Consider the following 24087-nt stretch of genomic DNA (forward strand, 5'->3'; position numbering starts at 1 on the left):
CTTTTAAATTCAAACACCCCTAACCATATGGTTAGGGGTGTTTTTTATTGGTGTTTAAAAAAGTATTATAGATATCATTCTCTATAAATTTAAAATTACTTCTGATCTAACGATTAAATTTTTCTCGTTATTTTAATAGTTAAAAGTTTCAACAAAAATCTCGATTTCTAAGAATAGTTTGATTCGTTTCACTTTAATAATCTTTACTTGAAGATAAACTATATTTACATAAAAACCGTATTATGGTTACATTAGGCATATTTTTATAATGAAAAGTCTAATTCCATTTGGGGATTTGATTGGGGATAAAAAGGAATGATCATGAATAAAAAACAACTTACTTTAAAGTTGTCGGCGATTGCTGTCTCTGTTTTGTTAGCAAGTTGTGGTGGAGGCGGAGGTGGTTATTATGGTTCAAATGATAATAACTCTTCAGGTGGAAATGGCCAAACGCCAGTTACAGCAGTAAATATTACAAATATTACGTTATATGATGCCAATAACACCACGACAAATTCAATTACTGCAGCAGGTGTCACCGCTAAAGTCAAAGTGACTGATTCCTCAGGAAAGGGAATTAGTGGTGCGATTGTTACGTTTGGTGGGGAAGGCGTGACTTTGGGTACGACCAATGGTGCTGTCCTGACGAATGCAGAAGGTGAAGCTAGCATCTCTGTAAAACCGCAAGATTTAAATGCTACAGGTGCGTATCAAATTTCTGCGACGGCGAATTATAATGGTACATCTGCAACAACCAGTCCTTATAGTTTTGTACTCCAAGCTGCAAATATTGTTTTAGTTGGAATGACTGCTGCCACAACTCAATTAGAGTCAGGTGCATCAACCAATATTACTTTAAAGACACAAGATTCAAGTACCAAGGTCAACCAAAACAACGTTACTGTCAGCTTCAATGCTACTTGCGGTACCTTTGAACCAGCAAGTGTTGTGTCTTCGAATCAAGGGGATGTAACAACATCTTATAAAGCAATTGGGGCTGATGGGAAGTTGTGTGAAGGTGAGCAAACGATTCTTGCATCTGGTTCAAATATTCCTGAATCCAAAGTTACTGTGAATATCGCTGCCATTGAAGCCAATTCTTTAAAATATACAACATCAAGTCCAGTGACTTTGGGTATCAGAAGTAGCGGTACTGCTGCATCAGGCCAAATTGAATTTACTTTATATGCGAATGGTACGCCTGCTGCAAATAAAGATGTAAATATTGAATTGGTTCGTGCTCCAGAAGATTTAAGTTTTATCTCGTTAGGTAATCAAAATCCTAAAACTGTGAAAAGTGACCCAAATGGTAAGGTTATCGTAACTTTATATCCAGGAGACAAACCGGGGCCTGTTGAAATCAAAGCAACCTTAGTTTCTAACAGTGCTGTTTCAGCTTTGTCTAAAAATGTTTCTGTATCCACTGGACGCGCAACTCAAGATGGCTTCAGTTTATCTGTAAGTAAAAATGCCTTACAAAATAGGGTTGATGGTGATAGCGCAACGATTAATGTCATGTTAAGAGACCGTACGGGTAATCCTGTACCTAATGGAACCGTGGTGAGTTTTATTAGTGAAGGCGGTGTGGTGACGCCTAACTGTTCGACTAACGCTGGTCGTTGTGCAGTTACTTTATCTGTTCAAGACCCACGACCTTTAGATAATCGTGTTACTGTTTTGGCGTATGTTGAAGGGGATAAGAGTTTTACTGATTTAGATGGTGATAATCTTTACACGAAAGGTGTAGATAAGCTTCTTAGCAATATTGGTAGCTTCTTCCGCGATGATAATGAAAATAATCAATACGATAATGACTATGGTATTGGAGAGTTTCTTTACAATCGAAAAATTGTAGGCAACAAGACTGCATGTGCATCTTCAACCATCAGTCAGCCGAATATTGCTGATACTTGTGACGATAATTTAGATGCCATTCTACGTCAGCAGTTAATATTTGCATTTTCAGAAAATACAGCAACATTTACCAATATTAATGCAAGTGGTGATCTATTATCTTTCAGTTTATATGGAAATAGTATGCAAGGTGTTCCTATGCCTACAGGTTCTACGATAAGTGTTACACCAGAAGATAATACCAAAGATAATAATTTATCTTGTAGCGCTGAATTAGTACAAGGTAGCTCACCTGTAGCCAATGTATTTAATCTTTTAACACCGACAACTTTTAAAAATAGTACACAAGCTTTTTATGGCTATCGTTTGAAAGAATGTGCTAAAGGAGATACCTTTAAAATCTCAGTGGCGGCTCCTGATGGTAAAGTTTCAACAGTTTTTGCTACTTATAAATAAACGAAAATGTTTCCTATAAAACAGCATTTCGGTGCTGTTTTTTTATATCCCTGTTCCTACACTAACTGAGGCAGTCGGACGAACTTGCATTGAGCTACAAGCCGAGATGGCGAAAACACATAACAGGATAATAGCAAGTTTTGGCATGGTTCTTTATCTGATGAAAAAGAACCATCTTCTTATAAATAACAGCATTTAACTATTTTGATCAGGTAATTAAATGTAATGAATTTAATCGTCCAGCAAGTCCATTTGTTTTGCTAACTGATATAAATTATTCGAACGGTTACCTGTACGGCAGAACATTAAAATAGGTTTTGGCAATTCGTTATAATGATTTGCAAAAGTACGGACATCAAGTTCAGTAATCTGACCCGCCACGACAGGTTGATAAACGTAATCTAAACCTGCGCTGCGTGCAGATTCTTCGATTTGTGCACTGGTCGGTTGATCAGGTCCACCTTCCATATCTGGACGATTATTAATAATCGATTTGAAACCTTTTTCGACAACTTGGCCTACATGCTCTGGGCCGATTTGACCTGCAAAACCTATATTTTCTGACATCTTGTCACTCCAAAAACAAACAAAACATTTTATGCTCTATCATAGCATTAAGCTCTATCTTGAGTTTAAATGTCTATATTAAATAAACGATGATAACGAATAAGATACGCAATGGAGCGCGCATGCATACTTATACAGTTGAACCGTTGTATGTTCCTAGTGGTGATGAAACGATCGCTGCCGATTTCTATCTTCCCAAAACCAATATTAAGCCTGCTGTGATTGTCATGGCACATGGTTTTGCTGGATTGCGTCAGTTTAAACTGGTTCAGTATGCGCAGCGGTTTGCCCATGCAGGCTATGCCGTGATTTTATTCGACTATCGTTATTGGGGCGGAAGTACAGGAAAACCACGAGAGCTGGTGTCTTTAAGTGCACAATTGGATGACTGGAAAAGCATTGTTCAATATGCCTCAAACTGTAAATCGATTGATAGCCGCCGAATTATTTTATGGGGCACTTCACTCAGTGGTGGTTATGCCCTCAGTTTGGCAACGGACCTTAAAAATATTCAGGCAGTGATGGTGCAAGTGCCGTATGTGGATGGAGCGGAGACGGCAAAGTTGTATCCACTACAACGCTATCCTGAAGCATTAAAACGTTCTAGTCAGGACTATATGGGTTCCAAGATGGGAATGGCACCTAAGACCTTACCAGTAGTCGATCAATATAAACTTTGTTTCTTACCTACTTCAGATAGTTATTACGGTTATCATTCGATTGTAAATCCTGATTATTACTGGAGTGGTGAAGTTCCTGCGCGGGTATTTTTTAATTTAATGCGTTACCGGCCGATCCAGTTTGTACGTAAGATTAATATTCCCGTTTTATTTATTGCTGCGAAATATGACAGCTTGATTCCGATTGCATCCAGTCGTGAAGCTGCCACCAATATTGCGCCATTTGTGAGCTATCATGAATGGGAAATGAAGCATTTCGATATTTATCACGATTCTTGGTTTGAAAAAGCAGTCACAACCCAATTAGAATTTTTACATCAACATATCGGAGTGATGTAAATGATTATTGTCTGTGCATCATGTGGTGCAAAAAACCGTGTACCTGAAGAAAAATTGGCAGTTCATCCTAACTGTGGTCAATGTCATAAAGCCTTATTGCCTTTAGAACCTATTGAATTAAATGAACAAAACTTTAGCAATTTTATTAGCAATAGTGATTTACCTGTGCTGATTGACCTATGGGCGGAATGGTGTGGTCCATGTAAAATGATGGCACCACATTTTGCTCAGGTCGCAAAGCAAAATCCTTATGTGGTTTTTGCAAAAATTGATACTGAAGCAAATCCTCGTTTAAGTGCAGCTTTTAATGTCCGGAGTATCCCAACCTTGGTTCTTATGAATAAAACCACAGAAGTGGCGAGAATCAGCGGTGCATTACGTGCGCCTGAACTACAGCAGTGGTTAGACCAGCAATTACAGCAACATCAAGGAAATTAACATGAGCGAGCGCCCAAAGCATCCAGAGGGGATTTTATCTTTACAAAACATTGCCATGCCAGCCGATACTAACTGGAGCGGTGATGTTTTTGGAGGTTGGATTGTTTCTCAGATGGATTTAGCTGGAGCGATTCATGTTGAACGTTTTAGTAAAGGCCGTTGCGCCACGATAGCCATTAATCAAATGACTTTCCTTGTTCCTGTGAAGGTAGGGAATGTGATTAGTTGTTATACCAAAATTCTGAAAGTGGGCAGTAGTTCGGTACAGGTTCAAATTGAAGTGTGGAATAGTCACGACGATTCGCGTGAACCTGTGCGTATCACAGAAGGAGTCTTTACTTTTGTAGCGGTGGATGTAAATGGCAATAAACGTTTAATTACAGATGAAATTAAACAGTCCTTTTTAGCCTCACAGTCAGCTTAAGTAATCCTTTTTAAGGTCTACATTTATCAGAACAGGTTGATGTTTTAACACTACTTTTTTAATCGAGAATATACAGATGGCTGAAGAACTGGTTTTACAACAAGGCCATAAAGTTGAGCAATATCAAAATATCCTTCCACAGATTCAGGCCATTGTTGAGGATGAGTCGGATGTGATCGCCAATCTGGCCAATATCTGTGCTGCACTTAAACAGCAATTCGGCTGGTTCTGGATTGGCTTTTATCTGGTGAAAGGGAATGAGCTGGTATTAGGTCCATTTCAGGGTCCAATTGCCTGTACCCGTATTGCCAAAGGTCGTGGTGTGTGTGGTTCAGCATGGCAACAACAGCAAGTGATCGTAGTGCCTGATGTGGATCAGTTTCCAGGGCATATTGCCTGTAGCTCTGATTCTAAATCGGAAATTGTGTTACCCATCATGAAAAATGGTGAATGTGTTGGCGTGCTAGATATTGATAGTGATGAATTAAATCAGTTTGATGAGATTGACGCTGAATATCTCAAGCAGTTGATGAGCGTGATCGAAAAATTTATTTAAGTCAAAACCTAAAAATAAAGCCCAAATCATTTTGGGCTTTATTGTTTGATTCAGAACTATTTTTTGCGTTTCGGCAACCAAGCCCACAGCATTTGGCACTGGATCGGTTCATTGCCTGAATCATCAATAACATTCACAGGAATCAATAACTCGCCTTTTTCATTCTCAGCAATAAACTTCTGCTGATCAGTTGATAAGCTTGCTGTCGCAGTTAAACCACCTTGGGCAACTTTTAAATAATCTACATGGAGTGATTTGATCAACAAGATACGATCATCTGGAACATGTAAACCTGTTAAAAAACCAGTCGCAGTTTCCGCAAGTAATGCCATCGCAGCGGCATGAACCCCTTTAATATGGTTTTGCATATTGCGCTGGTTTTCAATACGAACAGTCACGTGGTCTTTATCCACTTCTAAATAACGGATATTCGCAGTTCCAACCATGGGAACAACACGACCAAAAGCTTTGCTCCAGAGCGTGCTACGAATACCTTTCGGAAATTTAGAGGTGGTTTTAACCAGCTTATAAAGACGGTTATCTTTTGCCATGGTGAACCTATTAATTAATCTTTGAAGTTATTAAATTGGAGTGGCAGACCAAATTGTTGTTCACGTAAAAAGTTCATCACTTGTTGCAAAGTATCGCGCTTTTTGTCCGTGACACGGATTTTGTCTCCTTGGATAGAAGATTGCGCCTTGATGCCACTTTCTTTAATGGCTTTATTAATTTTTTTTGCGGTATCTGAGTCAAGTCCATCTTTGAGCTTGATCACTTGCACGACATTTTTGCCTGAAGCAGTTGCTTTTTGTGGATCGAGGGCTTGAACGTCAACTTTGCGTTTATAGAAATGATTTTCCAGCATGGTATAGACTTGTTCACATTGGAAATCACTTTCAGTTGAGATTTTGATTTCTTTATTTTTTTCATTTAGCTCAATTGAAACATCTTGCCCACGGAAGTCAAAACGTGTAGCAATTTCTTTTTGCGTGTTTTGTACCGCATGATTGACTTCAAATAACTCTAATTCAGAAACAATATCAAAAGAAGGCATAGTTAGACCTTTACAAAGGGAAAGAATATTTGAGATGCTAAGGGGGTTTTCTTCATTTGCCAAGTGTTGTTTACATCAAAGGAGTGCACAATGATCCGTAAACAAGAAATTACAACATTTGAGTTCCCAGAAGGCGCAGTCATCTGGGATGTCCGAGATACCAAAGCGTATACAGAGGCTCATGTCAAAGGGGCGGTGAATCGTCCAATTGCTGAATTAACTGCGGATAGTTTGACTCAAGTGGCAGCGGATCAACCGATTTACATTCTGTGTGGTGGCGGTAGTAAAGCACCGCGTGCAGCAGAGCTTTTAGACGGTATTGATAGTTCTCGTGAGTATGTTGTATTGATGGGTGGCACACGCGCAGCGCGTGATGCAGGCTTAGCTTTGGAACAAGGCGCTTAAAACACTCAAAGAATTAGCCAAAATACTCGGGTATTTTGGCTAATTCAAAATAATAAAGATTCAAAAGTCCAAACACTTAACCTGAATAATACGGTTTTTTAGCTTTCACTTTCTTCTGGAAGCGCTGCGGATTCAATTTATCCAGTAACTGCTGTGGCACTGGACAAAGCTCACCTAAGATCAATGCTGCCAAGATTTCACTACACAGTGGCGCAAACAAAAATCCTTTCGACCCTAAACCTGCAAAGCTATAGTTTTGCTCATGGTTGTGGACTTTGCCGACCAAAGGAAAGTAATCCAGACTCTGCGCACGGACAGCGGCTCGACCTTGCCAATTCTTTACAGCAGGCAACTGTTGTGCATATTCAGGAAAGACACTGTGGATAAGTTCGTAGTTATGCACATGGTCTTCAGTTAGTACATCTGTATCATCCCGATTGGGATAAAAAGATGCGCCGAGAACTAACTGTGAAGCATCCAGTTGCATGCAATAGCCGCCATAACTATAAGCTTGATCCAGTGCCAAAGGCTGCTGGCTATTCTCAACCCAGCTGACTTGTCCCCGAATTGGCTTTAAGACGGGATAGTTTTCAAAGAGTTCAGCACTTTGTTTCGCGCAACAGACGATAACATGATCTGCCGTGGCAATTCGTTGTTGATCTTGCCAAAGTTCAGTTTGTGTTTCGAGCGAATTTAAGCGGGAAATTCTGGCAGTTTTTATCGTGATATTCGGATGTTGTAAAATTTCATCGCGTAATTGGTGTGGAGAAACTGCACCTGCATGATGTAGCGTCAAACTCGGCAAGTCTGTCTTCGGGAATTGTTGCTGTTCTGATTGTGCTGATAAGACACCTTTAGGATACTGCGCTGCTAAAGCCAATAATTCATCTTCATTTTTCAACGCCAACTGTCGTACCTGAATCGGCCTGAATGCATTAAAGCGTGTGTAAAAATTTAAGGCATGTTGCCAACTCAAGGTCATCAGATGTTCGGATGCCTGATCAATCGGGCATAGTTTGGGATTGAGCAGTGCCAGCGGATTACCAGATGCGCCTGAAAGGGGCTCATTTTGCTCGTATACGGTGACTTGATGCCCACGCTGAGCAAATGCCCATGCTGAGCTTAAACCTGCGATTCCAGCGCCAATAATCGCAATTTGGCGTGGTCCAGTATGCTCTATCGTTGTTTTCGTTTCAGGTTGCGAGGTTGCATCGTTCTGTTCTGAATCCGAGCCTGCTTCAGGTGCTACAGTGTCCTGCCAGATCGCTTTGAGCATTTCCCGTTTATGACCAAAACCACGCGGACGGCTAATTTGGATGCCATGTTGTTTAAGCCCGCGTTTCAGTACTCCAGCCACGCTAAAGGATGCGAAGGTGGTTCCAAACTCAGACAAACGTACAATGTGATTCAGCACATTCTCTTGCCACATATCCGGGTTACAAGACGGAGCGAAGCCATCAAGGAACCAGGCATTGACCGCTTGTGTTTTAGGAATAACGGGGAAAATATCCTGAGCATCACCAAGCCATAAATCAATACTAAAGCGTTGCTCTGGAAAACTGAGACGATGACAGCCAGCGATTGGCAGGGGATATTGCTGAATGAGCTGTTCTGCAAGTGGCTGAAGTTCAGGCCAGACATTCAGTGCACGAATCAGATCGGCTTTGCTGAGCGGAAATTTTTCTACACTGATGGCATGCAGATGGCTATGGTTATCTGGACGAACCTGTTGCCAGAGTTGCCATAAGGTCAAAATATTTAACCCTGTGCCAAAACCTGTTTCACCCACACAGAAATACTGATAATCATGTAATTGGGAAAGACGTTCAGTTAAATCATTGCCATTTAAAAACACATGGCGTGTTTCGAGTAAGCCGTTATCTTTGGAAAAGTAGACATCGCCGAATTGTTTAGAAATGGGAACTTCAATACCATCGACGAGTTCCCAGTCTAAATCAGCTGTTTGTAGTTTTGATGAGAGAGACATAAATAAAGGTGTATGTTTTACCACTGACGACGACGTTTAGTGTAGACATAACTTGCAATAAAGAAACCGAGAATAACACCGACAGCAATTGTCATTGCGCCGTATAAAAACATTTGTGCACTACGTTCGCTTTGTAACACCTGAACCTGAACCGTTAAATTATCATTTTTTAACTGTAATTCCTGATTCTGCGCGAGCGCTTCAAGATTGGCATGTTCAAGTTGCTTTAAACGGCTAGCCTGATCCTGAATCATGGCTTTTACTTTTGCATCTTGCTGTTGTTTGGCTTTAACAATCTGTTCTGCTGTAAGTGGTTTTGCAGCAGTAGCGACGGTATTGGCTGGCGTCGTTGTGGTGGTTTTTGCTTGTGTCGCTGGAGCAACTGCTGTTGGGGCAGCAGTTGGTGTTGCAGGTTCTACCGCCCATGCAGTAGAACTGAGTAAACTTAAAACGAAAAAGCTTTTGACTGCAATGTGCATGATTTACCCTTTTGGAAAAGCTTTGTTGAAAGGTCTAACTTCAATATCTGAGTAGATCCCTTCTTTTAAAAATGGCTCTTCCTGAATCCATGCATCCAGTGCTTCGCGACTATCAAATTCAACAATCATGGTACTGCCAAAAAAGCCTGCCTGTGGATCATTGGGATCTTTAGGATGCGCACCAGCAGCAATTAAACGGCCTTCATCATCTAACTTTTGTAGTCGTTCAATATGTTGCGGACGGGTGGCTAAACGTTTTTCCAGAGTACCTTCGCGATCAGTACAGGTCAGCACAAAATATGGCATGGCAGTAGCTCGATGATTTAAAATCTATTCAGTGGTTTTGAAATGTTTTCGTAAGAAAAATAGTATAGCAGCAAGGTAACTGATAGAAACGATAATATCGCCAAAAGCAGTGAATTCGCCCCAATATTTTCCTTGCATATAGACAAAACCAAAGAAGAAATGCAAAGCAGCAAGCAAAAAGAATTGACCACACCAAGCCCAGTTCAATTTGATCCAGCCTCTTGGACTGAGTTCTAACAGTGAACCTAATAATTTCTGGATAATCGGCATGCGTTCTTTATTAAATAAAGGCGTCACTAAAAAGCCGAGACCAATCCCGATATTGATAATAATGGCCTTCATTTTGATATAGGTGACATCGCTAAAAATTAGCGTAATTCCACCAAAAATAACCGACATGACCACGATAAACCACTGCATTTTTTCCAGTTTAAATTTCTGGAAAAAGAACAGGCAACCATAGACGACAAGTGTAGAGATCAGCAGGGCACAGGTTGCAACAAGGATATGGTTCTGGTCGGTATTTCCTGCGCTGCCCACCAACTGCAACAAAGGATGGTGACTATCTTTAGGATCGGTGGTTTTATAAAAATAAAAGAAGATAATAATCGGAAGATAGTCGAGCAACGCTTTCATGTTACAGTACGATGATGAAATAGGTCAGATAGCATAATACAAACCATGTTCGGTGTCGATTTACATACACATACTCTCATTTCCGACGGTACGTTCTCTCCTGAGCAACTGGTACAGGCTGCTGTTGACTTAAAAATACAGGTACTGGCTGTGACTGATCATGACACTATGGATGGACTGGAACGGGCACAGAATTATGCACAAGACCATGATATTCAAATTATTTCTGGTGTAGAAGTTTCTAGCCAGTGGTCGAGACCGAATACAAAAAAAAGCTATGGTGTGCATATTGTGGCTTTAAATATGCAAGATGAAGCACCCATCAAGGCGATGCTGGAAAATCAGAAGAAGATCCGTGCGGAACGGGCAAAAGTGATTTGTCAGTTACTGGAAAAATGTATCAATTTTGATATTTACCCTGATGTCGTTGCTAAAGTTGATGGTTATGCAGATCGGGTCACCCGAACCCATATTGCCAAGACTTTAGTTGAAAAAGAGATTGTCAGTCGTCCGCAGCAGGCATTTGATCGTTTCCTGAAAGAGGGCAAGAAAGCCTTTGTCAAATTTGAAGGCGTGGGACTGAAAGAAACCATCGAGATTATTCATGCCAGTGGCGGTTTGGCTGTTCTGGCTCATCCTACACGTTATGATTTATCAGCAACCAATATTCGTTACCTGATCGAACTGTTCGCTGAATCTGGGGGTGACGCCGTTGAGTTACCGCCGAGTATAGAACCTGCTTCAACACGACAAATGGTCGATCGGATGATTCAGCAATTTGATCTGGCAGTTTCGATTGGCAGCGATTTTCATGGTGACAATATGCCATGGATCAAACTGGGGCAAACGCCACGGGTCAATGAAGGTCAAAGCGGAATTTGGGAACGTTTTAGATAAACAGGTCTATGAAAAAATTAGAACTTTACCTGATTATTTTCTTTTTCCTGATGCTTTTACTGTTATGGGGCATTCAATGGATGTTTCATGGTTTTGCGGGACTTTGAAGAAACTCAATTTTCAGACCGCCAGTGATCATGATGCAGGAAGTAATCTGATAAATAATCTAAAAAGCATTGCACCTTAGGCGGTAGTAATTCTCGATGTGGAAAGACTGCATAAATTACAGTGGCCTCGACTGGATAATCTGGCAAGACCTGTACCAGTTTGCCTGTGTCTAAATCTTCTGCAACATGCCAGAACGAATGATTGGAAATACCTAAACCGTGTAAAGCGGCTTGTCGAACGGCTTCACCCGAATTGGTACTAAAGTAACCCTCTACGCGGATTTGTTCAGTTTCATCTGCTTTATTTAGAAAATACCACTGGTTGGTGAGCCCATTGGCATGCTGTTGCAAAATACAGCGATGAGATTTGAGATCAGATAAGCGTTCTGGAATCCCATATTGTTGCAGATAGGTGGGTGAGGCGCACAATAATCGTGGATTGGAAGCTAATTTTCTGGCAATCAGACTAGAGCTTTTTAATTGTCCAATACGAATCGCAAGATCCATACCTTGTTGAATTAAATCGATGTTCTGATCATTAAGATCGAGATGAATATGTAGCTCAGGATGTAATTTGGAGAACTCGGTAATTAGGGGCATTAAAACCTTGGTACCAAAGATGGCGGATGCGGTTATGCGCAATGTCCCCAAAAGCCTATGATCTTTGACTTTTAACGACTCGTGTAAATTGACAAAATCAGCCATCCAGCCGCGTCCACGCGTCAGTAGCGTGCGGCCTTCTTCGGTTAAGGTCAGCTTACGGGTGGTACGATGAAATAAACGTAGTTGTAGCTGTTGTTCCAGACGCTGCAACTTCTGGCTGGCGACTGAAACCGAAATATTGGCATCCTGTGCGGCTTTGCTGATTGAGCCTAAGTCTGCCACCCGAATAAAAAATTGAAAATCTTCTGTATTCATTATCAATAAAACCAGAAAAGTATTTCCTGATTATCGTGGTTTTTTAAATAAAGCCATAGCGCTATTTTGTCTCTAAACAATCATGTATTGGAGAGAAAATCATGAAATATCATTTTCTAGGAAACTCGGGTTTAAAAGTCTCGGAATTGGGATTTGGTGCTGGCACTTTAGGCGGACAGGGACAAATTTTTTCTGCTTGGGGACAAGCGAGCCAAATGGAAGCCAACCAAATGATTCAGGCGAGTCTGGATGCTGGGATTAATTACTTTGACACCGCGGATGTTTATTCGGATGGAGAGTCTGAACGGATGCTTGGCAAGGCTTTAGCTTCGAAAAGACAGCAAGCGATAATTTCCACCAAAGTTGGTATTCGTAGCTCGGAGCATTTGAACGCTGCGGGATTTAGTCGGGACTATTTAATCTCTGCTGTGGAGCAATCCCTGACACGATTAGGAACCGATTATATTGATGTGTTGCAATTGCACCAGTTTGATAGCTTTACTTCTTTGCATCAATTGATGAAAACATTGGATGAACTGGTGCGAAGCGGTAAAGTCCGTTATATCGGTGTATCCAATTTTGCGGGCTGGCAATTGGTGAAAGCACAGGCCATTGCGGAGCAATATGGCTATGAAAAATTTGTGGTCAATCAGGTTTATTATTCTTTAATTGGGCGCGATTATGAGTGGGAGTTGATGCCTTTAAATGATGACCAACAGATGGGTGCGGTGGTGTGGAGTCCTTTGGGGTGGGGACGCTTAACAGGTAAGTTTGATCGCGAAAATCCAATTCCAGCTGAGAGTCGTTTGCACGATACAGCCCAGTTTGCGCCTCCAGTGAATGAGGAACATCTTTATCGGGTCATTGATGCCTTAAAACAGATTGCACAGGAAACAGGTTATTCCATTCCTCAAATTGCGCTGAACTGGTTGTTACAACGTCCGACGGTTGCAAGTGTCTTGATTGGTGCCCGTAATCAAATGCAACTACAAGAAAATTTAAAAGCAAAAGATATTCAGCTGTCGGCTGAACAAATCATGCAGTTGAATCAGGCCAGTGCGGTTTATCCGCCATATCCTTATTATCCCTATTGGAATGGACAATTTACAGAACGCTTTAAAGCACTGGTGACATCACAGTTTATTTGATGGATGAATCATTTCCCTCATGATGTTTGCTGAGGGAAATGGCAATTACAGCAGGTTGTGATCTTGAGCCTGAATCGGTGGCGGTGTTGGGCGACCTAAAGTTCCCAGTAATTCGATTTCAATTGAACGCACCATGGCATCTAGTGGCAGATCGTTACTTTGTGTGCCAAACGGTTCTTCAATTTCAGTACTGAGTGCATCTAAACCGAGAAAGGTATAGGCCAGAATCCCAACCAGTAATGGGGTAGCCAGACCCAATAAAGAACCTAGGCTGAAAGGCAACATAAAGCAAAAGAAGTACACGGTACGATTCAGCAAAACCGAATAGGCAAATGGAATCGGTGTATTGGCAATACGGTCACAACCGGTTTGCATTTCACTTAAAGCTGCCACGTGACGGTTCATCTGGGTATAAATAATATCCGAGATTTCACCTTCTTTCATGGCTTGCAACAGTTCCCATTGAATCAGGCTTAGAGTGTATTGTGGGGCATTGTGCTGTTGGTAAAGCTGGGTCAAAGCTTGCTGACTGAGGCCACTGGTTTCAGTCAGTTCGGTTGGATTCGCTGTTTGATGACGTAAGCGGTCACGTAGGACATTGGCAAAGATAATCACATTCTGAACGATACGTTCTCGACGTGCTTGTGTGAGAACACGACAGTCACGGTCAAAATGTCGAGCCGTGGCGATCAAAACGCCCCAGAGTTTACGGGCTTCCCACCAGCGGTCATAACAGGCGGTATTCTTGAATCCAAGGAAAATAGACAGTACGACACCAATTAGGGTGAAGCCAACCAGTGGAATTTCAGGGAAGCGATAAAGGCCTACATATTCAACACCACCAATAATGGCGGAGATCAGCATTACGAAGCCGAGAGATGGTAAAATTTTGGGTAAAATCGTCCCACGCCATGAGAATAAAACTTTAAAAATACTCGGCTGGTCACGGACAATCATGTTATATGAATCATTAATTTTATGTGTTGATGTTCATGCCAGATTCAAGCTTTGTCAAGACCAGATTGCTTGATTTTAGTAGGGTTGAGTAGTTGTTGTTCAGAAAATGAAAAATGTCCTTCGGGTGAAATAATAAAGTGATCGATCAGCTGAATTTCTAGCAGTTTACAGGCCTGTTTCAGTTGCTGGGTCAGATAAATATCTTCTGTTGATGGTTGGGCAATGCCATAAGGATGATTATGTGCAACCACGATCTGGCAGGCTTGCTGTTGTAATGCATAACGTAAGGTCTGGTTCAGAGATACACTACAAGAATGATGCGAACCGAAAAATAGTTTCTTAAAATGCAATTTCCGCAGTTCTGCATCCAGACACAGCACCGCAAATACTTCCTGTTTTTCGCCTAGCAACTCATAACGTAAATAGTCGAGTACGAGAGTAGACGTGTCCAGACACAGTCGTTGCTGATGAAAATGATTGTTGAGGTAGCGCCGTCCCAGTTCTTTTACTGCCATGAGCTGGGCATATTTGGTTGAAGCAATACCATTAAATTGTGACAGGTCCTCAAGATTGGCATCAAAGATCAAATTAAGTCCGCCAAAATGTTGAATCAAAATACGGGCAAGTTCGACAGCAGAATGCTGTTTTGAGCCGGAACGGAGAAAAATTGCCAGCAGTTCAGCATCAGATAAGCTCTGTGCGCCTTGTGATAATAAGCGTTCCCGAGGGCGTTCTTGCTCGGGCCATGTTTTTATGGATTGATTCACCTGTTTATTCCCCATTGATTTTATTGCCTTTATTATTTTTATAAGCAAAAATAAATCGTCACATTTTCTCTTTACTGTTTAGGATCCCAATGATATTTTCTGTCGTTTGATCCATTGAAATCTTTATCGTCCCACTTGGGTATGAACTTATTTAATGCTATTGTGAGCGCCACTGCAACAGTAAGGTATCCTGTTTGTGAGCTTCGATCTAAGTGTTATTCCCCATAAAAACATTATATTAGCGGTTACAGGTGGTATTGCTGCCTATAAAAGTGCCATCTTGGTACGCCGTTTAAAAGACTTTGGTTTTGATGTCCGCGTGGTCATGACGCATGGCGCACAAGCATTTATAACCCCTTTAACTTTTCAGGCATTGTCTGGAAATCCCGTACATACCGAATTACTTGATCCAGAAGCGGAAGCTGGAATGGGGCACATCGAATTGGCGCGTTGGGCCGATCTGGTTTTAGTTGCTCCAGCCAGCTGCGACACGATTGCAAAATTTGCCAATGGCTTGGCAGATGATTTGCTCAGTACGTTATATTTGGCAACCAAAGCCCCTGTCTGGGTTGCGCCCGCGATGAATCAGCAAATGTGGGCAGCGAAAGCGACGCAACGTAATTTGCAAACGTTGGTTGAAGATGGCGTGCATGTGATTATGCCTGATGCTGGTGAGCAGGCTTGTGGCGATGTTGGTCTAGGGCGGATGCCTGAACCTGAGGACTTGGCTCGTCAAGTTGCGGCCTATTTCCATAAGGCACAACGCGCGCTTGCTGAAAAGTTTGGTTTATTGGCGGGCAAGCGGGTCACGATTACCGCTGGCCCAACGCGTGAAGCGATTGATCCAGTCCGTTATATTTCTAACCACAGTACGGGCAAAATGGGCTTTGCTTTGGCAGCAGCATGTTATGCCGCAGGTGCGAAAGTTACGCTGGTGGCTGGGCCTGTTAGTCTGGATACACCAAATGGTGTGCAACGTATTAATGTCAGCTCTGCTATGCAAATGCTCGATGTCAGCATGAATCAGCTCAAAGAAGGCTGTGATATCTTTATTGCAACGGCAGCAGTGGCGGATTATCGTGTGGCACAGGTGGCTGAGCATAAAATCAAAAAAGCAGGTGATGAACTTGCAATCGCATTAGTGAAAAACCCAGATATTGTGGCAACGATTGCGCAGCAGGAAGAACGTCCATTTATGGTTGGCTTTGCCGCTGAAACCCAAAACGTTGAAGAATACGCCGCAGGAAAACTGGTGGCGAAGAAACTGGATATGATTGCGTGTAATGATGTATCACGTCCAGATATCGGTTTCGCTTCAGATCAAAATGCCATGACCGTGTTCTTTGCCCAGTCTTATCACATGAAAAAACGTGAACTGGAAAAAGCATCGAAACAAGAGATTTCACAGCAACTGGTTGAGTCAATTGCGGATGCTTTACGCCGTCGTTTATAAACGTTAAACGCGATCTTTTTTATCAAAATGCAACGATTTCGTTGCATTTTTTATGTATGCTAAATCAGCAATTTTCTTTGTATGCTGGCTCCAAGATACAAGGTGTCTTGCCGTTGGAAATAAAGCATAGCCACAGTTTTTGATAGGATATCCTGATGATTAAAAAAACTTTAGCCACCGTTGTCATGTTGTCTGCTTTAGCATTGAGTCATAATGCGAGTGCAGCAGGTTTAGAAGATGATATGAAAACGCTAGGCAAGAATTACAAAGCGTTTAACCAAGCTGATAACTCGCAGGCTGCCACTGCTGCGTTAAATAATATGCGTACTGCTGCGGTACACTCAAAACAATATCATCTGGCTGCAAATACACAGGAAAAAGTACCTGCTTCACCAGCGCTATTTGACCAGATTGTTGGGGAAATTGATAAAGTTAAATTACTGGTACAGGCTGGTAAACTGGATGAAGCGAAAAAGCAGGGTAAAAAGATCGCTGAGTTGCGTGATCAGGGGCATAAATATTATACCCATTAAGAAATGGATGATCGGATTGCAAAGCTGAAGCTGTGCTCCATAGAGTGCAGCTTTTTTTATGGGTATCTAAGAAAATCATCCAGCAACATAAACTGAGCATGATTCAGATTTTCATCAAAATTTAAAGTTGCTACAGTGAAGTCATGAAGGATGAGAGGTGATGGATATGTTCTCACAGCAACGTAATTATAACCGGATTGCACAGGCAATTACTTATATCCAGCAGAATTTTCAGCAGCAACCCCAGCTGGATGAGGTGGCAGCGCATATACATTTAAGTCCTGCCCATTTTCAGCGTTTATTTACTGATTGGGTGGGCACCAGTCCTAAAAAGTTTTTACAGTATATTAGTGTCGAATATGCCAAACAGATTTTGAAGCAAGAGCAGGGCAGTATTTTTGATGCCACCTTTGCAACAGGATTGTCCAGTACCAGCCGCTTGCATGATTTATTTATTCAGATTGAAGGCATGACCCCAGCTGAATATAAAAATGGTGGGCAGAGTTTGACGATTCATTATCAATTTGCAGATACCTTATTTGGTGAAGTGCTGATTGCATCTACACACAAAGGGATCTGTGCACTAAGTTTTGTCGATGATCGGGCAGAAGCTTTCGCCCAGTTAAATGCGCAATTTCCTCAAGCCATGTTTATTGAACAAGCGGATACTTTTCAACAGAGCGCCTTGGCTTTATTTCAGAAAGACCCGCAGCAACTGGCTGAGATTAAACTGCATTTGAAAGGCACCGAATTTCAGCTCAAGGTGTGGCAAAGTCTGCTGAAAATTCCGATGGGACAACTTGCCACCTATGGTGAACTTGCCAGAGCCATTGAACATCCCAAAGCGACGCGTGCGGTAGGCACTGCGATTGGTAGTAATCCTGTGGCATTTCTGATTCCCTGTCATCGGGTGATTCAATCGAGTGGCCTGTTTGGCGGTTATGAATGGGGTAGCGTACGGAAAACAGCGATCATTGGTTGGGAGGGGGTGCAAAGCCATGCCGCAATCTGAACAAGAGCAGATCCAGACGGCAATTGATCAGATCCAGTCAGCCGATTGGGACGGAATCACAGAGCAGATGCATCAGCAGGGTTTCGCCCTGATCAGGCAGGTGCTTTCGCCACAACAATGTGAACAATTACAGCAATTGTATCCACAAGATGCACTTTATCGTAAAACTGTCGAAATGCAGCGTTATCGTTTTGGTCTGGGTGAATATAAATACTTTAATTATCCATTGCCAAATTTGATTGAGCGGATACGACATGAGATCTATCCACGTTTGGCGCCGATTGCTAATGCATGGTTTCGGGTTCTGAAGATAGAGCGAACATTTCCACCTTCGCATCCCGAATTTTTACAGCAGTGCCAACAGTATGGCCAAATGCTGGCAACGCCATTGATCCTGAAATATGGGCAAGGTGGATTTAATACCTTGCATCAGGATTTATATGGAGAAGTCTATTTTCCACTGCAATTGGTGATTGTATTGAGCCAGCCAAACAGCGATTTTAGTGGAGGGGAATTTGTCTTAACCCAACAAAATCCACGGGCACAGTCCAAGGCGGTGGTTATACAGCCACAGCAAGGCGATTTACTGATTTTCACCACACAATTTAAGCCAGAAAAAGGCAGTCAGGGCTATTATCGAGTCAATATCAAGCATGGTGTCAGTCCGATCCTGCAAGGTGAACGTTATAGCCTCGGTATTATTTTCCATGATGCTGTGAGTTAGGCTGATGTGGCGACATCGTGAATTAGAATCTAGCGAACTACACCAGAAGCTGAAACAGCATGAAATTCTGTTTGCAGGCAATGCTCAGCTTAAAATCTATGGCAGATTGACCTGTAGCTCTGGTAAGCGCATGCTAAAAAGCAATCGGGTATTTTTTGTCGATGAGCAGGAGGCAATTGCACAAGGTTATCGGCCTTGTGGACATTGTATGAAGCAGGCCTATAAGAAGTGGAAAGATGCAACTATTTGATATTGAAGCTGATCCAGAACAGAATCATTTGCCTTATGACGGCACGGTGCAGTACTACGGCAAAATCGTGCATGGCACTGCCGCAGATCATTATTTTGAGCAGTTGATGCAGACGATTGCCTGGGAAAATGATCAGGCCTTAATCTTTGGCAAGCTGTTAACCACTAAACGTAAAGTGGCGTGGTATGGGGATCGGCGCTTTGAATATACTTATTCCAATATGAATAAATATGCCTTGCCGTGGACAACGGAGTTGCTGGAATTAAAACAATTAACCGAGCGGCTGACAGGAGAGACCTTTAATTCCTGCTTGCTTAATCTTTATCATAGTGGCGATGAAGGGATGGCATGGCATAGTGATGCTGAAACGGATCTGAAAAAGGATGGTGCAATTGCTTCTTTAAGCTTTGGCGCAGAACGGAAATTTGCATTCAAACATAAACAAAGCAAAGAAAAAGTAGAACTGTATTTAGAGCATGGCAGTTTGTTGGTCATGAAAGATACCACGCAAACTTACTGGTTACACCGCTTGCCGCCCACCAAAAAAGTCAATGCAGCACGGATTAATCTGACCTTTAGAACTATTGTGGAATAACTCGATCCTCGCTTAGACATAGTGATAAAGTTCCACATCAGAAAATGTGCTATTAAATGCTTCAATGAGTTGTTTAATCTGTTCGGCCTGATCTGGAACAAGCATCCAGTAAGGATTTTCATTCGAGATCAGTAATAACGCTAAATCATGCTGTTCTGCAACAGCATAAAGATGGTCAAATAAAATCGCGTAGATATGTTCTGCAAAATCAATTTCGTTTTGCTCATCCTGTGTCGCATCAGCATATTCAGCGAAAAGTTGTTCGACTTCACTTTCAATACGATTATTCAGCTGCTCAATATCGATTTGGGTTTGTTGCAGTTGATAACACTGGTCAGAGCCATTGTCATAATATTCTTTTAATTCTACATACTGGATGTTTGAGTGCAGGGTATTGGCCCAATTGATAAATTGATGAAACTCGTGTGGATGAAGGGGATATGGAACTTGTGTCAGCTCAGGAAAGACCTGTTGGCAAAGTGGATAGAGCGCTGTGGTCATGTCTTATTCTCGTTTTATTCATCGCATGCTTCTTATTATTATAAAAAAACCACAGCAAGTGCTGTGGTTTTTTTGATTCATTCACAAAAGTCTTATGCTTGACCTTGTGCATCAGCATCCGCTTGAAGGCGTTGCATGTTTGCTTCGAATTCAGCATCGAAGTTAATCGGTGTAAGTAACAATTGAGGGAAGCTACCCTTTGTTACTAGATCATTGACTGCTTCACGCAAGAACGGGAACAGGATATTTGGGCAGTATGCACCTAAGATGTATGGAAGACGATCTTCTTCTACACCATCAACCAAGAAGATACCTGATTGAGTGACATCAACGATGAACGCAGTTTCATTTTCGTTGTTCGCTTGAACCACAACTTTCAAAGACACTTCATAGTGTGTTGGATCAATTTTTTCTGCAGCAGAAGATAAATTGATGTTGAGTTCTGGTTGCCATTGTTTAGTAAATACTTGTGCACCAGGAACTTCAAAAGAGATGTCTTTGGTATAAATACGTTCTAACGCGAGTTGTGGTTGAACTTGTTCTTCGCTCATTGTTTTTCCTTAAATCTCGGATGTGTTGTTAAGCTAATAATTGGTCGAGTTTACCTTCACGCTCTAAAGCATAAAGTTGATCAAAACCACCGATAAACTGATCTTTAATAAAAATTTGTGGCACTGTACGGTGATTGGTACGTTGCATCAATTCAATACGAACTTCTGGCGCTTCATTGGAAAGATTAATTTCTTTAAAAGCAACACCTTTACGCTCAAGTAATTGTTTTGCACGAACACAGTACGGGCAAGAAAGGGTTGAATAGATGGTGACGTTTGGCGTTGTCATGTTATCTCTCCTTAAGCTTTGGTTTTGCTTTTAACTAAAGGTAAGCCTTGCGCTTTCCAGTTGCTAATACCACCGTCTAAACGGTAGCTGTCAGCATGACCTACTTTTTGTAGTGCTGAGCCTGCAACTTGCCCTAAGTTACAAATGAAGACCAATGGACGATCACTTGCTTTTAATTCATCAACATGACTGGTGATCTGGCTATATGGAATGTTACGGCTACCGCTAATGTGACCATCACGGAAATCTTTTCCATCACGTAAGTCGATCAAGATGGCATTTTTTGCCTTGACCAAGATACCGAGTGATTGTGGTGAAATTTTACGACCATTGCGTTGTCCTTCTAAAATAAAGAACAACACGATTAACACGCCGAGCGTACCAAATAAGAAGGGGTGATTCCCCATAAACTCTAACCAGCGTTCCACAAGTCACCTAAAAATTAAAATACAAAATTGATCCTGAGTATAACTTATCTCTATGGTGATCAAAAATGTTAGTTCAAGGGGCAAAGTCCAACAAAATTAACTTTTTTGCTGTGCTTCCTGAATTTCATCCATTAAACGGAGATAGCTGTCCAAGCGTCTTGGCAAAATTTCACCAGCCTCAACCGCTTGTTTCAGTGCGCAATTTTTCTCATGGGTATGAGTGCAATTACGGAACTGGCAAAGTCCTAGATGTGTTTCTATCTCGGGAAAACCAGTACGTACCTTTTCCAGACTGAGATGCCATAGACCGAATTCACGGATTCCTGGAGAATCAATGAGTGCACCGTTTGTTCCAAATTTGATCAATCTGGTCGATGTAGTGGTGTGTTGACCGAGTGCCGAGTTTTCTGAAATCACATTGGTTTTCTGTGCGGCATCTGGAACGATGGTATTAATCAGCGAGCTTTTACCGACACCAGACTGTCCAACGAAAGCGACAGTTTCATTGTCCAAACGCGCTGACAGTTCAGAGAGATCACCACGTGAATGGCAAATTAGGGTTTCATAGCCCAATGCTTCATATTCACTGAGCAGGGTCAGAATCGGATCATTTTCAGTCAGCAAGTCGGATTTATTCAGCACCAACAGCGCTGGAATATTAGCATCGGCACAGGCCACCAGATAGCGGTCGATCAATGTTGGCGCGGGCTCTGGTAAAGGTGCAAACACGATGACGATGAGACTGATGTTGGCTGCGACAGGTTTAACCTTGTGATAGCGGTCGGGACGGGTCAGGAGTGATTGTCTTGGATAAATCGCAGTGATAATGCCTAGGCCAGTAATCGGGTCGGCTTGCCATTTCACCCGATCGCCTGTGACCAGTAATTCGAGGTTGGTACGGGTATGGCAACGCCAGATACTGTCCAATTCAATCGGTTTCCAAAATGGTTCTGGTTCACCATCGGCCACTTGTGGTTTTTCAGGATGCTGTTCAGGCACAGACAAGGCTTGTACTTCGAGTTGACGACCATAATGCTGAACAACCAGTCCATCTAAATCTTGTGACGTGTCAATGTCGTCTTGACGCGATTTATGCTGTTTCTCAATACGACGCTGCTGTTGTTCGGTTAAACGACGCTTACGAATTAAAGCCATTCATATCCCAAAAAATCCACACTTTGAAGACCGCAAAAATAGCATGAAGCCGCTATAGAATTACAGCCAAGATGTAATTAATTTGCTACTATTGATGTTTTTAAGCACTTTAGAATTGCCATCCATGAGCAGCACCCCTGATACACGATTAATTTGGATCGATCTGGAAATGACCGGACTTGATACCGATAATGACAAGATCATTGAAATTGCAACAATTATTACAGATGATCATTTAAATATCTTGGCTGAAGGGCCTGTTTTAGCGGTACACCAATCTGATTTGATTCTAAATGCAATGGATGAGTGGAATACCAAGCAACATGGTCAGTCTGGCCTGATCGAGCGTGTTCGCCGTAGTAAACTGACTGCACAAGATGCAGAACAGCAAACTCTCGATTTTTTGAAAAAATGGGTCAATCCAAAATCTTCTCCGATGTGCGGTAACTCAATTTGCCAAGACCGCCGTTTCTTGCATCGTTTGATGCCTGAACTGGAACAATTCTTCCATTATCGTAATCTGGATGTGTCTTCTGTAAAAGAGCTAGCTAAACGCTGGAGACCTGAAATTATGAGCGGTTTAAAGAAAAATGCATCGCATTTGGCAATGGATGACATCCGTGATTCGATCGCAGAATTAAAATATTATCGTGAATACTTTTTTATCATGAATAACGATAAGTAATCGATTTTTGAGTCATACATAAAAGGAGCTTTGGCTCCTTTTTTAATGCGCTAAAAATAGTTGGGATTGATCAAAAAATCGCTTAAACTCGGATTTTAATTGCAAACTATAAAAAAGAGAGCATACATGCAAAGTACTAACCCCATTTTAACGCGGGTAGAAACCTATCAAGATTTGGCTGAGCCAATGACCATTCAGGGTGCGATTCAAAAATCTGTACTTTTAACGGTAATTGCTGCTGTTTTAGGGATGGGCTTATTTTTCTACTGTGCGATGACAGCAAATCTGTCGATTGCTTATGCTGCAACGATTATTGGTGCAGTCGGTGGTCTTATTCTTGCACTCATTACCACATTTAAATCGAATACTGCACCTGCTTTGGCCATTCCTTATGCCTTATTTGAAGGGGCTTTTTTAGGCGGCGTCTCGTTTATTTTCCAGTTAAAATATCCAGGTGTTCCTTTACAGGCATTATTGGCAACATTCGTGACTACTTTGGTGCTGTTTGCTTTATATAAATTTCAGATCATTCGTGCCACTGAAAAATTTAAGGCAATTGTCATTTCTGCTTCCATCGCCATTGCACTGGTGTTTGTGGTGCAGATTATCTTGCGTTTAGCTTTTGGATCGAGCATCCCTTATATCTTTGAAAGTAACTGGTTGGGTATTGGCTTTGCTGCTTTTGTGGCTGTGATTGCCTCATTAAACCTGATTCTGGACTTTGATCTGATTGAAAATGCCGCTGCTCAACGTGCACCAAAAGCATTTGAGTGGATCTGTGCCATTGCCTTATTGGCGACATTGGTGTGGATGTATTACTCATTCCTGCGTTTATTGAGTCTGCTTCGCGGCGATGATTAAGTTCTGATTCAACTAAAAATACAAATCGTCTTCCAGTGAAGGCGATTTTTTTATGCAAGATTGTAAAAAAGGTGG

The 24087-nt window shown here is 41.8% G+C and carries 31 protein-coding genes; 16 read left to right on the forward strand and 15 right to left on the reverse strand.

Annotation, left to right across the window (positions count from 1 at the left end; genetic code table 11):
* The first annotated feature begins 321 nt into the window (after nt 1-321).
* A complete protein-coding gene (locus A9Z07_RS07900; protein WP_069577876.1) occupies nt 322-2310 on the forward strand; it encodes a hypothetical protein in 1989 nt (662 codons plus the stop codon).
* Nucleotides 2311-2541: 231 nt separating this feature from the next.
* Here the strand turns inward: A9Z07_RS07900 and A9Z07_RS07905 are convergent, their stop codons facing one another.
* Nucleotides 2542-2877, reverse strand: a complete 336-nt coding sequence (locus A9Z07_RS07905) for a TIGR01244 family sulfur transferase (RefSeq protein ID WP_004774417.1) — start codon at nt 2875-2877, stop codon at nt 2542-2544.
* A 122-nt stretch (nt 2878-2999) separates the two neighbouring features.
* Between A9Z07_RS07905 and A9Z07_RS07910 the strand changes: the two genes are divergently transcribed.
* From A9Z07_RS07910 to A9Z07_RS07925, 4 genes are all read left to right on the forward strand, one after another.
* Nucleotides 3000-3896, forward strand: a complete 897-nt coding sequence (locus A9Z07_RS07910; protein WP_004774419.1) for an alpha/beta hydrolase — start codon at nt 3000-3002, stop codon at nt 3894-3896.
* Nucleotides 3897-4334: a thioredoxin TrxC gene (trxC, locus tag A9Z07_RS07915; protein WP_005255257.1), complete on the forward strand. Its 438-nt coding sequence runs from the start codon at nt 3897-3899 to the stop codon at nt 4332-4334.
* Between the two features lies 1 nt (nt 4335).
* The gene (locus A9Z07_RS07920; RefSeq protein ID WP_004774422.1) at nt 4336-4758 is read left to right on the forward strand and encodes an acyl-CoA thioesterase; all 423 of its coding nucleotides are present in this window, start codon (nt 4336-4338) and stop codon (nt 4756-4758) included.
* Nucleotides 4759-4834: 76 nt separating this feature from the next.
* Nucleotides 4835-5314 carry a GAF domain-containing protein gene (locus A9Z07_RS07925; protein ID WP_069577877.1) on the forward strand — a complete coding sequence of 160 codons (480 nt, stop codon included), beginning with the start codon at nt 4835-4837 and terminating at the stop codon, nt 5312-5314.
* Between the two features lie 56 nt (nt 5315-5370).
* Here the strand turns inward: A9Z07_RS07925 and A9Z07_RS07930 are convergent, their stop codons facing one another.
* Both A9Z07_RS07930 and A9Z07_RS07935 read right to left on the reverse strand, forming a co-directional pair.
* Nucleotides 5371-5865, reverse strand: a complete 495-nt coding sequence (locus tag A9Z07_RS07930; RefSeq protein WP_004774425.1) for a DUF4442 domain-containing protein — start codon at nt 5863-5865, stop codon at nt 5371-5373.
* 14 nt (nt 5866-5879) lie between these two features.
* Nucleotides 5880-6368: a YajQ family cyclic di-GMP-binding protein gene (locus tag A9Z07_RS07935; RefSeq protein WP_004774427.1), complete on the reverse strand. Its 489-nt coding sequence runs from the start codon at nt 6366-6368 to the stop codon at nt 5880-5882.
* 90 nt (nt 6369-6458) lie between these two features.
* Here A9Z07_RS07935 and A9Z07_RS07940 point away from each other — a divergent pair, with 90 nt between their 5' ends.
* Nucleotides 6459-6773, forward strand: coding sequence for a rhodanese-like domain-containing protein (locus A9Z07_RS07940; RefSeq protein ID WP_004774429.1), 315 nt, complete (start codon nt 6459-6461; stop codon nt 6771-6773).
* Nucleotides 6774-6849: 76 nt separating this feature from the next.
* On the opposite strand, the gene mnmC is transcribed toward A9Z07_RS07940, so the two are convergent.
* Genes mnmC through A9Z07_RS07960 form a run of 4 tightly spaced genes read right to left on the reverse strand, consistent with a single transcriptional unit; the run spans nt 6850 to nt 10181 of the window.
* On the reverse strand, nt 6850-8760 hold the full coding sequence (gene mnmC / locus A9Z07_RS07945) for an FAD-dependent 5-carboxymethylaminomethyl-2-thiouridine(34) oxidoreductase MnmC (RefSeq protein ID WP_069577878.1): 1911 nt from the start codon (nt 8758-8760) through the stop codon (nt 6850-6852).
* A gap of 17 nt (nt 8761-8777) precedes the next feature.
* Nucleotides 8778-9239, reverse strand: coding sequence for a hypothetical protein (locus A9Z07_RS07950; protein WP_069577879.1), 462 nt, complete (start codon nt 9237-9239; stop codon nt 8778-8780).
* 3 nt (nt 9240-9242) lie between these two features.
* On the reverse strand, nt 9243-9545 hold the full coding sequence (locus tag A9Z07_RS07955) for a YciI family protein (RefSeq protein ID WP_004774435.1): 303 nt from the start codon (nt 9543-9545) through the stop codon (nt 9243-9245).
* Nucleotides 9546-9569: 24 nt separating this feature from the next.
* Nucleotides 9570-10181 carry a septation protein IspZ gene (locus A9Z07_RS07960; RefSeq protein WP_004774436.1) on the reverse strand — a complete coding sequence of 204 codons (612 nt, stop codon included), beginning with the start codon at nt 10179-10181 and terminating at the stop codon, nt 9570-9572.
* A 45-nt stretch (nt 10182-10226) separates the two neighbouring features.
* On the opposite strand from A9Z07_RS07960, the gene A9Z07_RS07965 reads away from it, so the two are divergent.
* Nucleotides 10227-11078 carry a PHP domain-containing protein gene (locus A9Z07_RS07965; protein WP_069577880.1) on the forward strand — a complete coding sequence of 284 codons (852 nt, stop codon included), beginning with the start codon at nt 10227-10229 and terminating at the stop codon, nt 11076-11078.
* A gap of 113 nt (nt 11079-11191) precedes the next feature.
* Here A9Z07_RS07965 and A9Z07_RS07970 read toward each other — a convergent pair whose 3' ends face one another.
* Complete coding sequence (locus tag A9Z07_RS07970) at nt 11192-12103, reverse strand: LysR family transcriptional regulator (RefSeq protein WP_069577881.1); 912 nt, start codon at nt 12101-12103, stop codon at nt 11192-11194.
* A 101-nt stretch (nt 12104-12204) separates the two neighbouring features.
* On the opposite strand from A9Z07_RS07970, the gene A9Z07_RS07975 reads away from it, so the two are divergent.
* Nucleotides 12205-13251, forward strand: coding sequence for an aldo/keto reductase (locus A9Z07_RS07975; RefSeq protein WP_069577882.1), 1047 nt, complete (start codon nt 12205-12207; stop codon nt 13249-13251).
* 45 nt (nt 13252-13296) lie between these two features.
* On the opposite strand, the gene A9Z07_RS07980 is transcribed toward A9Z07_RS07975, so the two are convergent.
* Both A9Z07_RS07980 and radC read right to left on the reverse strand, forming a co-directional pair.
* The gene (locus A9Z07_RS07980) at nt 13297-14208 is read right to left on the reverse strand and encodes a bestrophin family protein (RefSeq protein ID WP_004774445.1); all 912 of its coding nucleotides are present in this window, start codon (nt 14206-14208) and stop codon (nt 13297-13299) included.
* 44 nt (nt 14209-14252) lie between these two features.
* Nucleotides 14253-14990: a RadC family protein gene (gene radC, locus A9Z07_RS07985; RefSeq protein ID WP_069577883.1), complete on the reverse strand. Its 738-nt coding sequence runs from the start codon at nt 14988-14990 to the stop codon at nt 14253-14255.
* Nucleotides 14991-15171: 181 nt separating this feature from the next.
* Between radC and coaBC the strand changes: the two genes are divergently transcribed.
* The 6 genes from coaBC to A9Z07_RS08015 all read left to right on the forward strand — a co-directional run bounded on the left by coaBC (nt 15172) and on the right by A9Z07_RS08015 (nt 19542).
* On the forward strand, nt 15172-16428 hold the full coding sequence (gene coaBC, locus A9Z07_RS07990; RefSeq protein WP_069577884.1) for a bifunctional phosphopantothenoylcysteine decarboxylase/phosphopantothenate--cysteine ligase CoaBC: 1257 nt from the start codon (nt 15172-15174) through the stop codon (nt 16426-16428).
* A gap of 155 nt (nt 16429-16583) precedes the next feature.
* Nucleotides 16584-16961 (forward strand): cytochrome b562, encoded by a 378-nt coding sequence (locus A9Z07_RS07995; RefSeq protein WP_069577885.1) that lies wholly within the window; start codon nt 16584-16586, stop codon nt 16959-16961.
* A gap of 166 nt (nt 16962-17127) precedes the next feature.
* The gene (locus A9Z07_RS08000) at nt 17128-17973 is read left to right on the forward strand and encodes a methylated-DNA--[protein]-cysteine S-methyltransferase (RefSeq protein WP_069577898.1); all 846 of its coding nucleotides are present in this window, start codon (nt 17128-17130) and stop codon (nt 17971-17973) included.
* Entirely contained in the window at nt 17960-18697 is a 738-nt protein-coding gene (locus A9Z07_RS08005; RefSeq protein ID WP_069577886.1) for a 2OG-Fe(II) oxygenase, read from the forward strand. The genes A9Z07_RS08000 and A9Z07_RS08005 overlap by 14 nt, the downstream gene beginning before the upstream one ends.
* A 4-nt stretch (nt 18698-18701) precedes the next feature.
* A complete protein-coding gene (locus tag A9Z07_RS08010; RefSeq protein ID WP_069577887.1) occupies nt 18702-18947 on the forward strand; it encodes an Ada metal-binding domain-containing protein in 246 nt (81 codons plus the stop codon).
* Entirely contained in the window at nt 18934-19542 is a 609-nt protein-coding gene (locus A9Z07_RS08015; protein ID WP_069577888.1) for an alpha-ketoglutarate-dependent dioxygenase AlkB family protein, read from the forward strand. The genes A9Z07_RS08010 and A9Z07_RS08015 overlap by 14 nt, the downstream gene beginning before the upstream one ends.
* A 12-nt stretch (nt 19543-19554) precedes the next feature.
* On the opposite strand, the gene A9Z07_RS08020 is transcribed toward A9Z07_RS08015, so the two are convergent.
* The 5 genes from A9Z07_RS08020 to rsgA all read right to left on the reverse strand — a co-directional run bounded on the left by A9Z07_RS08020 (nt 19555) and on the right by rsgA (nt 22466).
* Complete coding sequence (locus tag A9Z07_RS08020; RefSeq protein ID WP_069577889.1) at nt 19555-20043, reverse strand: hypothetical protein; 489 nt, start codon at nt 20041-20043, stop codon at nt 19555-19557.
* Nucleotides 20044-20135: 92 nt separating this feature from the next.
* On the reverse strand, nt 20136-20594 hold the full coding sequence (gene secB / locus A9Z07_RS08025) for a protein-export chaperone SecB (protein ID WP_004655889.1): 459 nt from the start codon (nt 20592-20594) through the stop codon (nt 20136-20138).
* Nucleotides 20595-20622: 28 nt separating this feature from the next.
* A complete protein-coding gene (grxC, locus tag A9Z07_RS08030; protein ID WP_004774456.1) occupies nt 20623-20883 on the reverse strand; it encodes a glutaredoxin 3 in 261 nt (86 codons plus the stop codon).
* An 11-nt stretch (nt 20884-20894) separates the two neighbouring features.
* On the reverse strand, nt 20895-21311 hold the full coding sequence (locus A9Z07_RS08035; RefSeq protein WP_004655885.1) for a rhodanese-like domain-containing protein: 417 nt from the start codon (nt 21309-21311) through the stop codon (nt 20895-20897).
* Nucleotides 21312-21407: 96 nt separating this feature from the next.
* On the reverse strand, nt 21408-22466 hold the full coding sequence (gene rsgA / locus A9Z07_RS08040) for a ribosome small subunit-dependent GTPase A (RefSeq protein ID WP_004774457.1): 1059 nt from the start codon (nt 22464-22466) through the stop codon (nt 21408-21410).
* A gap of 124 nt (nt 22467-22590) precedes the next feature.
* Here rsgA and orn point away from each other — a divergent pair, with 124 nt between their 5' ends.
* Together orn and A9Z07_RS08050 are read left to right on the forward strand one after the other, a co-directional pair.
* Nucleotides 22591-23151, forward strand: coding sequence for an oligoribonuclease (orn, locus tag A9Z07_RS08045; RefSeq protein WP_171258961.1), 561 nt, complete (start codon nt 22591-22593; stop codon nt 23149-23151).
* Between the two features lie 126 nt (nt 23152-23277).
* Nucleotides 23278-24012 carry a Bax inhibitor-1/YccA family membrane protein gene (locus A9Z07_RS08050; protein WP_004774461.1) on the forward strand — a complete coding sequence of 245 codons (735 nt, stop codon included), beginning with the start codon at nt 23278-23280 and terminating at the stop codon, nt 24010-24012.
* The last annotated feature ends 75 nt before the right edge of the window (nt 24013-24087 follow it).

The sequence above is a fragment of the Acinetobacter sp. YK3 genome, from assembly GCF_001729365.1.
Classification (GTDB): domain Bacteria; phylum Pseudomonadota; class Gammaproteobacteria; order Pseudomonadales; family Moraxellaceae; genus Acinetobacter; species Acinetobacter vivianii.